Below are 13,105 nucleotides of genomic sequence, written 5' to 3'. Positions count from 1 at the left end.
CCAAGAAATATTGCAATTTATGAAGAGAGGGGACCTACAAATGGAATCGATTCGAAGGGAAGACCTATCTCCAACATTCGCCTATGTGTATGACAAAATTTATGAGGATGGAATTGAACAGGGGGTTTTACCAGAGGTTTCGCAAGGGATTGAACAAAAAGCTCGTGAAATTGCAGTTCGCTTAATCAAGGAAGGCTCAGAGGATGGGTGGATTGCCGATGTGACGGGCTTGTCTGTAAAGCAGGTACAGGAAATTAGAAAAAGAGGATAATTATATTAAAAAAAGGCTTGCACATAGTGCAGGCTTTTTCATTTTGTTAAAAAGAATGCTAGATTTTTCGAGCTAAAAATAAACTTTACTAATCAACTCAGATTTCTATTGTTTTTTATAGTATATGCGTTTACAATAATGCTCTGTATAGTAATTTATGAAAACTTATCTGAATTGTTTTATCTTGGTGCAGTGGGTGTCCAAACTCCCACTGCACCAAGATAAAAGCCTCCGGCGGATGTCACAGATTTTGAAAAAGAGCTTTTCAAGCAAGCTTGAAAAAAATCTGGACGCAATTACGCCGAGGCGTAATTGATTGATAGCTAGAATTTTTGCACTTTTTTGAATGAAAAACCATATAATAAGTGCAAATGTTTCGAAAATGTTCATTTTTTATAAAAAATACACAAACTTATTGGAAATAGTATTGACGTATTTCTTATAAGTTTGTACACTGTGTAAAATCAAATGTTTTTTCAGGGAATACAACAATATTATAAGGTAAGGGATTTGGTAGAATGATTGTATGTAAATTTGGTGGAACTTCTGTTGCGAACGCTGAGCAAATTAAAAAAGTTGCGAATATTGTAAAGGCGAACCCAGCAAGAAAAATTATTGCGGTATCTGCTCCCGGCAAACGTACGGACGATGATATTAAAGTAACTGATTTATTAATTGATCTTGCAGATAGCGCATTGCACAATATAGATGTTGAATTGAAGTTGAATAGAGTGATTGAACGCTATGCTGATATTGCAGCAGAATTAGGGTTAGATGATATTATTATCAAGATTATCGAAGCTGATTTGCGAGAACGTTTAGCGGCGGATCAATCAGAAAAAGCGCAATTTATCGATAGCATTAAGGCAAGTGGTGAGGATAATAATGCCAAGCTAATCGCAGCTTATTTCAGTTCAATCGGAATGCCTGCCAAATATATAAGCCCAAAAGAAGGTTTAATCGTTAACGATTTACCAGAAAGAACTTTTGCTTTGCCTGAAACCTATGATAATTTAAAGAAGCTTGCGAACGTGGAGGAAATTATTGTCTTCCCAGGCTTCTTCGGTTATACAAAGGCAGGGGTGCTACGTACATTTGATCGTGGCGGCTCTGATATTACTGGTTCGATTTTAGCTTCTGCAGTTGGTGCAGAGCTTTATGAAAACTTTACAGACGTTGATTGCGTCTTTTCAGCAAATCCGAAAGTGGTGAATTGTCCAATGGAAATTAAGGAAATCACATACCGTGAAATGCGTGAACTTTCATACGCAGGGTTCTCTGTATTTCATGATGAAGCGTTAATGCCTGTTTATAAACAAGGAATTCCAGTAAATATTAAAAATACAAATAATCCTGCTGCACCTGGTACACGTATTGTGCCGAAGCGCCCAGCAACAGGTAGCCCTGTAACAGGCATTGCGACGGATAGCGGGTTTTCTATTTTGTATGTATCGAAATATTTGATGAATCGTGAAGTTGGCTTTGGCAGACGTTTGCTGCAAATTATCGAGGAAGAAAATATTTCATATGAGCATACACCATCTGGACTTGATGATATTTCAGTTATTATGCGCTCTCACCAATTAAATGATGAAGTTGAAGCACGAATTATGAAGCGTGTGAAAGAAGAGCTGCAAGCGGAGGATGTGCATTTCCGCCACGATTTCTCAATGGTCGTGATCGTTGGAGAAGGTATGCGCCATAACACAGGCTTAGCGGCTCGTGCAGCAACAGCTATTTCCAATACAGGTGCCAATATTGAAATGATTAATCAAGGCTCTTCAGAGGTTAGTCTCGTGTTCGGTGTGCTAAGCCAATATGAGAATCAAATTTTAAAAGCGCTATATGAAGAGTTTTTTGCCCATACAACAGTTTAAAAATAAGAGAGCGGTCTTGAAAACAAGACCGCCTCTTTTTTGTCTTGCGTGCGAATTTCATAGTTTAATGGGCGAATCATTACTGGCAACGATACACTAATTGCACAACGCCAGATGGAAACGTTCTTGTGTCAACTAATTGTAAGTTTAAACGGTCCGTTATATTTGTGAATAGCGGCTTGCCTTCACCTAAAACAACAGGATGAATGGATAAGCGGAATTCATCAACAAGCCCTAAATGGATAAAGGTTGTAATCAGGCTAGCGCCGCCATAAAGCCAAATGTTTTTACCAGGCTTTGTTTTAAGTGCTGTCATTTCCTCGGCAATATTTTCTTGAATGAAAATGGCTTTGCTGTCATCTTGCTGCCGTGTTTTTGAAAAGACGTATTTCTCTTTGCTATGGACAAGCGCCCAAAATTGTTTTTCCTCCTCATTCGTTTCAGGTGTAAAATGCCCCCATAGATCGTAGCTTTTTCTGCCATATAAAATTGTATCAATGTCATTCAAAAAGTCGGTGAAATTCATATCAGGCTCCATAATGCACCAATCAATTTCTCCATTTTTCCCTTCAATAAAGCCATCTAACGTCACTGCTAAATCTAAAATGATTTTTCTTTCGTTATTTTGCATATTCTTACTCCTTTTGCTTTAAGGTGAAGAGTTTGATTTTATCATTGTAAGGGGAAAGAAACAATGTAGAGAGCTGAGCTTTCTTGCATACAAGTTGTCGCTTTTTGCGTAAAATAGAATCTGGAGGTGAGTGGATGGAGCGCATTTTGCGTATCACTCGACTAGTTTTTCATAATATTTACATGTATCGAGTAGATTATATTCGCGTCTTTTTGGCGATTCGACTTTTTCAATTGCTTATTGCCCTACCGTCTATTTCATTACTAATAACTGCTACATTACATATTTTAAAAATCGATAGCATTACAGAGGAAAATATTGTACAGCTCCTTGCACATCCGCTGTTTTTATTTGTGCTGACGCTGATTATTTTAATTGTCCTATTGTTTATTTATTATGAAATGGGCATGCTCATTTTGCTTGCATACCATCAGCAAAGAGGTATTTCCTATACATTGCAGCAGCTATGGCGCCGTCTAAATCAAAAGGTTGTCTACTTTGTGAGCTTTGAAACAGGCTTGCTGTTTCTTTATTTAATACTAGTAATGCCACTGATTTCTTCTATATTGCCATCTACTATTACACAAAGCTTAAGCATCCCTGATTTTATTGTAGATGAGCTTATGACATCCTCAAAAGGGCGCATGTTGTATATAGTTGGTATGCTGCTGTTGTTTGTAATTGGTTTGCGTTTTATTTTGACGATGCCGTATTTTACAATTTACCAATGGACGACCATTTCACAGGCGGTTAAAATGAGCTGGCAATTTTCGAAGCGCCGTTTATTTGAGCTTGTTGGTATGTTAGCGTTAATACTCGTGCTGCATATTAGCTTAACGATTATTTTATTAGCTCTAACATTTCTACCACTATTCATTATTGAGCGGGTGATGCCAAGCTGGGCACTTGTTACAGCAGCCTTTACATTGACGTTTGCACAAGGGCTGTTGCTGCTTTTATTTACGTTATTACAGGCTGTTTTTTCACAGCTTGTTGTACTTGTTGCCTTTCGTTTAACGCGACAGCCACCTATTGAGCTTCAGCATGAATCTTTCCGTGAAACGATAATGCACTGGACGATTATTTGTACGATTTTCGTTTATTTTTTAATGAGTGCTGTACAGGTGATTAATTTAGAGAAGGCATTGTATGAGCCAACAACGAAAATAATTGCCCATCGAGGGTTTATGGAAAAAGGTGTAGAAAATACGATAAGCTCACTTGTTGCCTCAGCACAAGCAGGGGCTGATATGGTAGAAATCGATATACAGCAAACGAGGGATGGGCAATTTGTTGTCTTCCATGATGCAACATTAGCGAGAATGGCTGGACGTAAAGAAATAACGCATCAACTCACATTAAATGAACTAACGAATATGACAGTAAGAGCAGGCAAATTGCAGGATAAAATTCCTTCCTTAGAGGAAATGCTGCAAAAAAGTGAGGAGCTTAATATGCCATTACTGATTGAAATAAAGCCTCATGGAAATGAAACAGAGGACTATTTGCAACGTTTAATTGAGCTGCTTGTGAAGTATGATGCACTGGAAAAGCATTATATTCAATCGTTAGATAGCGAGGTTATTTGGCGATTAAATGAATTAGAGCCTCGATTAAAGGTAGGGCTTGTTTTTGCGCTTTATATTGGTAGAATCCCACCGATCGAAGCTGATTTTATCGCCATACAGCAGGACGTTGCATCAGGTCGATTGATAGAACAAGCGAAACAGAGCGAAATGGAGCTGTTTATTTGGACGGTCAATACGGAGCGTGATATGCAATACTTTTTAGAGCAAGGCGTGGATGGGCTAATTACCAATCATCCAGATACAGCGAAGGACAGTCGTACGATGCTAAGTAATGCAACCTATTTTTTAAAGCGTATTTATAATAAATTGACGATATTATTTTAAGGAGCTTACAATGAATCAATATACGTATCAATTAACAGGAAATATTGCCTCGACAGAAAAAGTAGCTATTATCAATGAGGCTGGTGAAACGGTCAGTTATGTGGCACGTGTTTATAGCAATAGATTGAAACGGCTTGTCGATGGCTATTTTGATTATCGCTATTTCCTCACATATGAGGTGATGAATATGCGAGAGGAGCCAACATTCCGTATTACTAAAAAGATTCGTCGAGGCAAGCTTTGGTTTGAGGCGTTTTCTTATACGCAGGACAAGCGCTATACAGTCACATACGAAAACTGGCGCATCGGCTTACCAGAGCTAGCCATTCATTGGTCAGATGGCACGATGAAAATTGATAAACAGATGGAAGGCTGGTCCAGCTTTTTAGTGAATGACGAAGTGGTTGCACGCTGGCAGGCGGTATACAAGGAGCAGGAGGATACCTTTGATGTCACCTTGCAAATTGAACCGAATAGTCCTATCCAGCAAGTGGATTTTTTCGCAGCCATTAGCCAAGCCGCATTATTTATAGGTTCGTAAGGAGAGATAGAAAATGAATGTTATTTTTGCACTAACAACAACAGGTGAACAGCTATTAGAAATGGTATCAACAGATGTAGCAGGCTTATTAGCTGCAGTACAAGGGGAGAGCGTCACATTTCCGTTTGGTAGCTATCAATATGATTTCCATGCACTAGATCATTATGAGGAAAATGGCATATATCGTCAGGAGCTTGTCATTTACCTAAAATGAGTGCCAGGCACACACACAATTTCCACACAATTCACTAGGCGATGCCCCCTGTCATCAAGCAGGCTTTTGACATATGGTAAAGGTACAGAGGTTTTGCTTGAGGGGAGAGGGGTGTGTTGGCGCATTTAAGTGAAGTATTAGAGGAAATCCACTATTTTCAACAGCTCATTGCGCAATCACGAACGAAGCATTTTGATTATTTGCTATTAAAAATTGTTGGGACAGATACAATTCCAGTTGTGCTGTTGACAAAGCAAGGTACACCTTTGCGGATGACAGATTATGATACAGCCTTTACGACCTGCTATTTTCGAATTGAAAAAATAGCGCCAAAGCGGGGGCTTTTAACGGTTTCTTTTCTACGTCCTGTAATGATTGAAGGAGAGCTGGCAACATTGGAGAAGGTAAATAAACGAGCAACAATTCATATCGACACATTGTCAGGGGTACAGCTACTGTCAACTTCGCTGTTAAGTGCAAATGTCTTTATTGAGTCGAAGTGGTGAAAGGACTGAAGTCATGCAAGACGTGTTACAAGTATATTATGCTATAGATGATGAAATTCAAGCGCTACCAACGACCGTATTTTTACAGCACGATGAGGATGGTGAGCCGATAAGTGTTCACTTTGAAGTACAAGACTATCGCTCAGCGCCAACAAGCTGTTCGGAGCTAGCAGTGAAAAATTTGCAGAGGGCATTGCCATCAAATATGAAAATCACCGCTTGTCAAACATGTATGTTTGGCAATTTCAATCCTTATGGCGATATGGATAATGAAATTTTTTGTTTAAAGGGCTTTGTGGCGCGCAACAAGATGGAGGTTTGTGAAATCATACAGAAAGCAGAAATACATGAACGCAAGCGCACATTGCTAGCATTTTGTGCAGATTATAAGCCGATAGATAATAAAGCGTATTATACGTATAATGATTGGGATATCTGAAATAATTGTTGACAAAATAAATACAATGCATATAATAAAGTCTAATATTAAAAAGCGTTGAAAAGAACGAGTAATTTTAATGGAACTGACAGAAAGTAGCCGGTTGTTGAGAGGCGCGGGGAAAATTAAAATGAATACATCTTGGAGCTGCGTACCGAAATTAGAGTAGGCTACGACGGGGTTGCATCCGTAATCCATGCAGGAGGTATCGCATTAAGCCGTACCGGTAGAGGAGAGCCTGTGTGAGCAGCTCTTGAAAAAAGGTGGTAACACGTTGATTATACGTCCTTTAGACATTGTGTCTAAGGGGCGTTTTTATTTTGATGAAAAAAAGGAGAGATTTAAATGTTTTTACAGCCAGCAGAGCAAATGAAAATGATTCAAAAAGGAGCGGATACGATTGTCGATATGGAGGAATTGCAGGCAAAGCTACAGCGCTCCTATGAGCAGCAAAAGCCATTAATTGTTAAATTAGGCTTAGATCCATCTGCGCCAGATATTCACTTAGGGCATGCGGTTGTGCTACGCAAAATTAAGCAGCTACAGGATTTAGGGCATCATGCAGTGATTGTCATTGGCGATTTTACAGGCAGAATTGGCGACCCAACTGGCAAGGCAAAGGGACGTGTCGCATTGAGTGATAAGGTCGTAAAAGAGAATGCTAAAACATACTGTGAGCAAATTTTTAAAGTGCTGGATGCCACAAAAACGACAGTGCGCTTCAATAGTGAATGGCTATCGAAGCTGACATTTGAGGAGGTCATCAAATTAGCTGCTAGCACCTCGGTTGCGCGAATTTTAGAGCGTGATGATTTCCAAAAACGCTATAAAGCACAGGTGCCGATTGGCATCCATGAATTTTTCTACCCGTTAATGCAGGCGTACGATTCGGTCGAGCTGCAGGCAGATATTGAGCTAGGTGGTACGGACCAAACATTCAATATTTTAATGGGGCGCACATTGCAAAAGCATGTAGGGCTTGAGAAGCAAATCGCCATTTTCATGCCGCTATTGGAGGGGCTTGATGGTCAGGAGAAAATGAGCAAAAGCTTAAATAATTATATCGGCATTAATGAAGCGCCTGAAAACATGTTTAAAAAGCTAATGGAAGTGCCAGACCAACTGATTATCAAATACTTTGAACTTGCAACAGATGAACATCCAACGATGATTGCGCAAATTAAACAGCGCTTAGCGGACGGAGAAAATCCGAGAGATATAAAAATTGAACTAGCAGAAATTATTGTAGCTTTATACCATGGACAAGAGGCGATGGTTACAGCAAAAGCTTATTTTGAAACAGCCTTTCAACAAAGAAAAATTCCTGCAAATATTCCGATATTGCAATTAGAAAATAATCACATAACTTTGAATGATGCTATACCAGCACTTGTTGCACTAGGGCTTGTAAAAAGTAAAAGTGAGCTTCAGCGATTAATTCAGCAAAATGGTGTTTCCTTGAACGAAAGCAAGCTGTCTCTAAAAGAGCTAGCGACAACGCTTGATACTGGAGATGTCCTTCAAATTGGTAAAAAACGCTTTTTAAAATTTATGAAGTAATGTGCAAACATTTTCCACATAGCAATCGTCTAATGGTTGAAATGGAGGGAAGCGAATGGACGATGTGATGGTATTACCAAAAGAGCAAAGCGTTGAGGAAACGGTAGAGTCACTGATGCAAATGTATGGACAAAGCATTTTACAGCTCGTTTATGCGTATGTTCACAACGAGGCTGTGGCGGAGGATTTAACGCAGGAGATTTTTTTGAAATGCTATAAGGCGCTACCAACCTACCAAGCCAAATCCTCGCTGAAAACATGGCTTTGGCGCATTGCCATCAATCATGCTAAAGATTATTTGAAAAGCTGGCATAACCAAAATGTCTATACAGCGGACGATACGGTTTTACATAATGTGCAAAGCAGCGAGGCAATTGAGCAGCAAATTATTCAGCAGGATGAGGATGCAGCACTAGCAAATGCAGTAATGCAGCTACCTGTCATCTATCGTGAAGTCATTTATTTATTTTATTTTGAGGACTATACGATGAAGCAAATTGCAGCGCTTCTACAGGTCAATGAAAATACGGTGAAAACGCGGCTGCGCAAAGGCAAGGCATTATTAAAAACACGATTGGAGGCATTGTAATGGATGAGCGATTGAAAGGCTTAAAGCGAGCAATGAAAAATCATACATTTGCAGATGTGCATTTTTCAGAGGAGCAGCGTATGAAAATTCGCAATCAAATGCAGCCAAATATCGAGCAGGCACTTTTTAGCCTTTTGACAGAGCGCAAAACGGCAACAGAGCTGATTCAGCTACTGCATGTCAAAGGCATCAAAAGCATTTGGCAAAATGAAGGGCTCGTTTTTATTAAATTGCATCAAGCGGAGGCAGCAGGAGAGATAGAGGGCATTTGGAATGCACAAGGAGAAAAATCATATCGACTAACGAAAAAAGGCCAGCAGAAATATGTAGAAGCTGCACAGCAGAAATGGTCACTGAAAGGCCTATTACATGGGGTGAAGCCAAATGAATCGTAAGCAATTTTTACAGCAGGTGACAACCTTTATTCGCTCAAAGCCTGCGCAGCAGCATGTGGAGAAGGAGCTGAACGGGCATATCCAGCATGCTAAAAAGGCCTGGATGGATAAAGGCTACGAGGAAGCGCAGGCAGAAGCGTTAGCAATTGAGCATATGGGCAACCCAATGACGCTTGGACAGGAGCTTGGCAAGGTGCATAAGCCAAAAGTGGATTGGCTGATGATTGGGCTTGTCGCGATGCTATTGGCATGTAGTTTTTTGCCTTTAATAGCAGTTGCCCCCTATTCATTATTTGGTGAGGGTATGCTACTATGGCGACATGCAATTTATACATGTCTTGCGGTCATCATCATCGTTTGCTTTATGCTTTTTGATGTCCGAAAATTAATGACAAGGAATTTTATTTTTTATGTTATTGCCATATTATTTGCTTTGTTACTTTATTCAACACATATGATTCAAGGGACAAGATTCTTTTTCATCGGCTCATGGAAGGTGTCTGTATGGCATACGTTGCCACTTCTTTGCATTGCATGGGCGATATTATTTTCAAATAGCAAAGTGAAGCTATGGAAAGCACTTTTATTTGTTAGCATTAGTTTTATTGTGATTGGGATTACTGGGAATATAGCGTCTCTACTCGTCTTCTCAGTTATGTCGCTTATAATGCTATTGAATGGGCATTTTGAGAAAAAACAAAAAATTGCAATGATTATCGGGGTTTTTACGGCAATTATAGCTTTCATTGCTTGGATTGTTGTGAGTATATGGAATGGAGGGATTCGCCTTTATCAGCTGGAACGTGTGTTGGGCTTTTTAAAGCCAGAGGAATATGCGGATGGTAGTGGATGGATTTATTTACGTGTTAACGAAGTGATAGCAAATGCTAAATGGTTTGGAGCAGGGGGCGCAGAAGGTACTTTCATTGAGAGCTCAACAGACTTTGCTTTTCTACAGCTACTTAAATATTATGGCTATTTTATCGGCATAATCGTGGCAATTTTATTGCTTGTGCTTATTATGCGCATGTGGAAATTGAGTGTCAATCAGCCACATTCCTTTGCCAAGCTACTCGTTGTTGGAGCGAGCACTTTATTTGCGACACAGGCACTATATGCATTGGCAATGAGTGCTGGGCTTGCACCAATTATGAGCATCCCAATGCCATTTATGACATATGGTTTAACACCAACTGTTACTAATGCCTTTCTGATCGGGCTCGTGCTTAGCGTTTATCGAAGGAAATCTTATATTTTTAGTGCATGAAGGGGTGAGAAATCGCCCCTTTTTCTGTTTTTTCAGCGTCTGCCCCAATCGTTTTCACTTTCCTTGAATTTAATAAATAGAGATAGTAGAAGGAGGGATCGTGTTGACAACGATTGGGATGCTGCACCATCGCAAAGACCCGACAACGGTGTTGAAATCATATGCTTTTGCGGCGGTGGCGAAGGCGGAAGGTGTTGATTTTTTTTATTTCACACCGAAAAGCGTTAATTTTACGAAGAAAACCATTTTGGCACAAGTGTATGAAAACGGTACATGGCATGAAAAGGAGTGTCCGTTTCCAGATGTCATTTACAATGCAGGAAGTCCTGAGAAGCTAGCGGTATCAAAGGATATTATCGGTAAGCTACGCAAGGAAGTGCCATTTACAACAAATTCTATAGGGAATAAGTGGAATGTTGCAAAGCGTTTACTTGCCTATAAGGATTTTGCTAAATACATTATTCCAACAGAAATTATTCAAAAGCTTGATACCGTGCATCAATATTTAGTGAAGTATTCGACGGTTGCTTTTAAACCAATTGATGGGCGTAAAGGCAAGGGAATTTATTTTATTTCCAAAGAGGGCACGAACTACTCCGTCAAACATAATAGTGAAACGACGAAATATACGAAGGGACAGCTTGATGCACTGTTAACAGAGCAATTAGCAACAGGTACATTTATTGTCCAGCCATATATTCGCTCTGTCACAAAATCAGGCTTAGTGTTCGATTTCCGTCTTCATGTACAAAAAAATGGAGAGGGCGAGTGGGTGGTGACAACGGTATATCCGCGCGTTGCCCCTGCAGGTAGCTTGGTGCCAAACATTAACAACGGTGGCTATACGAATTATTTAGAGCCATTTTTACAGCAGGAGTTTGCGGAGCAGGCTTTCGATTTAAAGCGTACATTGGAGCATTTTTCATTAGCGCTTGCGAAGCATTTGGACCATATTCAAATACAGGAGTTTGGCGAAATGATTGACGAAATCGGTGTCGATGTTGGCTTAGACCAAAATATGCGCCTATGGATTTATGAGGTCAACTGGCGCCCAGGCTGTCCGCCAACCTTTTACTTAGAGCTAGATGTTGTGAAAAATACAATTCGCTATGCGAAATATTTAGCAGAAAATAGACAGGTGTTAGCGAAAGCAAGGCAGACGAAGCGAGCGCACAAGGCGAAGCAAGAACAGGTACAGGAGCAGCAACATCAGCTTGCTGTGCAAGCACCAAAGGAGCGTCCACGCAATATGCCGATTATCGGAATTACAGGAAGTGCGGGGAAAACAACGACGAAAGCCTTTTTATCGTCGATTTTGCGCACGAAATGGTCGACCTTTGAGTCAAAGGATTATTGGAACACGACGGAGCATACGAAAAAGCATGCAGTAGAGCTAGCGAATGGCTATGAGGCAGCAGTGCTGGAGTACGGTATGGCATACAAAGGAGTTATTACAGAGCATTGTCGCATCATTCAGCCAACGATGAGTATTGTGACGAATGTCGGGCTTGCGCATGTTGGGAACTTTGATGGTGATGTAAGGCAAGTGGCATTAGCGAAATCAGAGCTCATTCAAGGGATGGATCAGCGCGGGGTGTTAGTCATTAATAAGGATGATGCCAATTCCAATTATTTAACGACAGCGCAATTTAAAGGCAAAATTTTAACAGTTGGTGTGCATTCAGACGCCGATTATAAGGCGTACAATATACGCTATAAAGAGGACGGCATGACATTCCAAATGAAGCTGCAAGGCAAGGATATAGCACTCTTTATTCCAATTTTAGGTGAGCACCATGTATACAATGCGTTGAGTGCCATTGCCGTTGCGGACTATTTAGGCTTTACACCACAGGAAATCAAGCAAGGGCTGCTGTTTAAAAAGCCTCCACGTCGTTTAACGCTTTATCATTGCAAACGTCATATTACGTTAATAGATGATACGGTACACTCGCATCCACAAGGTGTTAAGGCAGCCATCGACGTGCTGTCAGCTATCGCCAAGCGTCGTAAAGTAGCAATTATCGGGCAAATGCGCGAGCTAGGTGATTTGCGAGAGGCAGAGTATCAAAAGGTTGGCGAATATATTGCAGAGCAGGACATTGATATTTTTATCACATATGGCTTCCGCACAGAGGAAATGAATGCAGCTGCGCAGGCGAAGGGCTTTAATCCAAAAAACATGTATCATTTTACAAACAAGGAGAAGCTGCATGAGCTGCTGCCGAAAATTTTGAAACAAGGCGACACCATCCTTGTCAAAGGGGCAAGCAAAACGAACATGTTTGAAACCGTGAAGTTTTTGGCTGACTTGTATGAGGGAAAATAGCTGATATATTTGAAATTTCGCTGATAAATCAAGAAACCTGCAAAAATCAGAGAGAAGTCGCAAATAAATCGAGGAAGTCGCAAATATGAAGAGAGAAGCCGCAAATAAATCGAGAAAGTCGCAAAAATCAGGGAGAAGTCGCAAATAAATCGAGAAAGTCGCAAATATGAAGGGAGAAGCCGCAAATAAATTGAGAAAGTCGCAAATATGAAGAGAGAAGCCGCAAATAAATTGAGAAAGTCGCAAATATGAAGAGAGAAGCCGCAAATAAATCGAGAAAGTCGCAAATATGAAGAGAGAAGCCGCAAATAAATTGAGAAAGTCGCAAATATGAAGAGAGAAGCCGCAAATAAATCGAGAAAGTTGCAAAAATCAGGGAGAAGCCGCAAATAAATCGAGAAAGTCGCAAAAATCAGGGAGAAGTCGCAAATAAATCGAGAAAGTCGCAAATATGAAGGGAGAAGCCGCAAAAATCAGGGAGAAGTCGCAAATATCAGGGAGAAGTCGCAAATATCAGGGAGAAGCCGCAAATAAATTGAGAAAGTCGCAAATATGAAGAGAGAAGCCGCAAAT

General features: G+C 40.3%; 13 protein-coding genes and 1 other annotated feature. Of the genes, 12 read left to right on the top strand and 1 reads right to left on the bottom strand.

The annotated features are described in order from the left end of the window. Positions 1 to 40 precede the first annotated feature (40 nt). Together R6U77_RS15775 and R6U77_RS15770 are read left to right on the top strand one after the other, a co-directional pair. On the top strand, positions 41 to 271 hold the full coding sequence (locus R6U77_RS15775; RefSeq protein WP_319836385.1) for a hypothetical protein: 231 nt from the start codon (positions 41 to 43) through the stop codon (positions 269 to 271). Between the two features lie 518 nt (positions 272 to 789). Beyond that, positions 790 to 2,148 (top strand): aspartate kinase, encoded by a 1,359-nt coding sequence (locus R6U77_RS15770; protein ID WP_293919947.1) that lies wholly within the window; start codon positions 790 to 792, stop codon positions 2,146 to 2,148. A 79-nt stretch (positions 2,149 to 2,227) separates the two neighbouring features. Here the strand turns inward: R6U77_RS15770 and R6U77_RS15765 are convergent, their stop codons facing one another. Then, on the bottom strand, positions 2,228 to 2,779 hold the full coding sequence (locus R6U77_RS15765; protein ID WP_319836384.1) for a dihydrofolate reductase family protein: 552 nt from the start codon (positions 2,777 to 2,779) through the stop codon (positions 2,228 to 2,230). Positions 2,780 to 2,913: 134 nt separating this feature from the next. Here R6U77_RS15765 and R6U77_RS15760 point away from each other — a divergent pair, with 134 nt between their 5' ends. The 10 genes from R6U77_RS15760 (at position 2,914) to R6U77_RS15715 (ending at position 12,532) form a co-directional block, all read left to right on the top strand. Continuing rightward, complete coding sequence (locus R6U77_RS15760; protein WP_319836383.1) at positions 2,914 to 4,692, top strand: glycerophosphodiester phosphodiesterase; 1,779 nt, start codon at positions 2,914 to 2,916, stop codon at positions 4,690 to 4,692. 10 nt (positions 4,693 to 4,702) lie between these two features. Then, on the top strand, positions 4,703 to 5,233 hold the full coding sequence (locus R6U77_RS15755; protein WP_319836382.1) for a tubby C-terminal domain-like protein: 531 nt from the start codon (positions 4,703 to 4,705) through the stop codon (positions 5,231 to 5,233). A 13-nt stretch (positions 5,234 to 5,246) separates the two neighbouring features. Then, entirely contained in the window at positions 5,247 to 5,447 is a 201-nt protein-coding gene (locus R6U77_RS15750; protein WP_319836381.1) for a thymidylate synthase, read from the top strand. Between the two features lie 116 nt (positions 5,448 to 5,563). Then, on the top strand, positions 5,564 to 5,953 hold the full coding sequence (locus R6U77_RS15745; RefSeq protein ID WP_319836380.1) for a hypothetical protein: 390 nt from the start codon (positions 5,564 to 5,566) through the stop codon (positions 5,951 to 5,953). Positions 5,954 to 5,966: 13 nt separating this feature from the next. Beyond that, complete coding sequence (locus tag R6U77_RS15740) at positions 5,967 to 6,392, top strand: hypothetical protein (RefSeq protein ID WP_319836379.1); 426 nt, start codon at positions 5,967 to 5,969, stop codon at positions 6,390 to 6,392. A 48-nt stretch (positions 6,393 to 6,440) separates the two neighbouring features. Beyond that, positions 6,441 to 6,685: a binding site (T-box leader), on the top strand. 52 nt (positions 6,686 to 6,737) lie between these two features. Then, the gene (gene tyrS / locus R6U77_RS15735; RefSeq protein WP_319836378.1) at positions 6,738 to 7,952 is read left to right on the top strand and encodes a tyrosine--tRNA ligase; all 1,215 of its coding nucleotides are present in this window, start codon (positions 6,738 to 6,740) and stop codon (positions 7,950 to 7,952) included. 55 nt (positions 7,953 to 8,007) lie between these two features. Further along, positions 8,008 to 8,541 (top strand): sigma-70 family RNA polymerase sigma factor, encoded by a 534-nt coding sequence (locus R6U77_RS15730; protein ID WP_319836377.1) that lies wholly within the window; start codon positions 8,008 to 8,010, stop codon positions 8,539 to 8,541. Next, positions 8,541 to 8,936, top strand: coding sequence for a hypothetical protein (locus R6U77_RS15725; protein WP_319836376.1), 396 nt, complete (start codon positions 8,541 to 8,543; stop codon positions 8,934 to 8,936). Before R6U77_RS15730 ends, R6U77_RS15725 begins: the two co-directional genes overlap by 1 nt. Further along, a complete protein-coding gene (locus R6U77_RS15720; protein WP_319836375.1) occupies positions 8,926 to 10,203 on the top strand; it encodes an FtsW/RodA/SpoVE family cell cycle protein in 1,278 nt (425 codons plus the stop codon). Before R6U77_RS15725 ends, R6U77_RS15720 begins: the two co-directional genes overlap by 11 nt. Positions 10,204 to 10,303: 100 nt before the next feature. Then, entirely contained in the window at positions 10,304 to 12,532 is a 2,229-nt protein-coding gene (locus tag R6U77_RS15715; RefSeq protein ID WP_319836374.1) for a YheC/YheD family protein, read from the top strand. The last annotated feature ends 573 nt before the right edge of the window (positions 12,533 to 13,105 follow it).

Source organism: Lysinibacillus louembei, from assembly GCF_033880585.1.
GTDB classification, from domain to species: Bacteria; Bacillota; Bacilli; order Bacillales_A; family Planococcaceae; genus Metasolibacillus; species Metasolibacillus louembei.
Note: the sequence above shows the minus strand (reverse complement) of the source record. Positions and strands in the feature narration are given on the sequence as shown.

Bases quoted from the DNA above. Each gene is read 5' to 3' on its own strand.
- R6U77_RS15775 (WP_319836385.1), top strand. From the start codon at position 41: ATGGAATCGATTCGAAGGGAAGACCTATCTCCAACATTCGCCTATGTG.
- R6U77_RS15770 (WP_293919947.1), top strand. From the start codon at position 790: ATGATTGTATGTAAATTTGGTGGAACTTCTGTTGCGAACGCTGAGCAA.
- R6U77_RS15765 (WP_319836384.1), bottom strand. From the start codon at position 2,779: ATGCAAAATAACGAAAGAAAAATCATTTTAGATTTAGCAGTGACGTTA.
- R6U77_RS15760 (WP_319836383.1), top strand. From the start codon at position 2,914: ATGGAGCGCATTTTGCGTATCACTCGACTAGTTTTTCATAATATTTAC.
- R6U77_RS15755 (WP_319836382.1), top strand. From the start codon at position 4,703: ATGAATCAATATACGTATCAATTAACAGGAAATATTGCCTCGACAGAA.
- R6U77_RS15750 (WP_319836381.1), top strand. From the start codon at position 5,247: ATGAATGTTATTTTTGCACTAACAACAACAGGTGAACAGCTATTAGAA.
- R6U77_RS15740 (WP_319836379.1), top strand. From the start codon at position 5,967: ATGCAAGACGTGTTACAAGTATATTATGCTATAGATGATGAAATTCAA.
- tyrS (WP_319836378.1), top strand. From the start codon at position 6,738: ATGTTTTTACAGCCAGCAGAGCAAATGAAAATGATTCAAAAAGGAGCG.
- R6U77_RS15730 (WP_319836377.1), top strand. From the start codon at position 8,008: ATGGACGATGTGATGGTATTACCAAAAGAGCAAAGCGTTGAGGAAACG.
- R6U77_RS15725 (WP_319836376.1), top strand. From the start codon at position 8,541: ATGGATGAGCGATTGAAAGGCTTAAAGCGAGCAATGAAAAATCATACA.
- R6U77_RS15720 (WP_319836375.1), top strand. From the start codon at position 8,926: ATGAATCGTAAGCAATTTTTACAGCAGGTGACAACCTTTATTCGCTCA.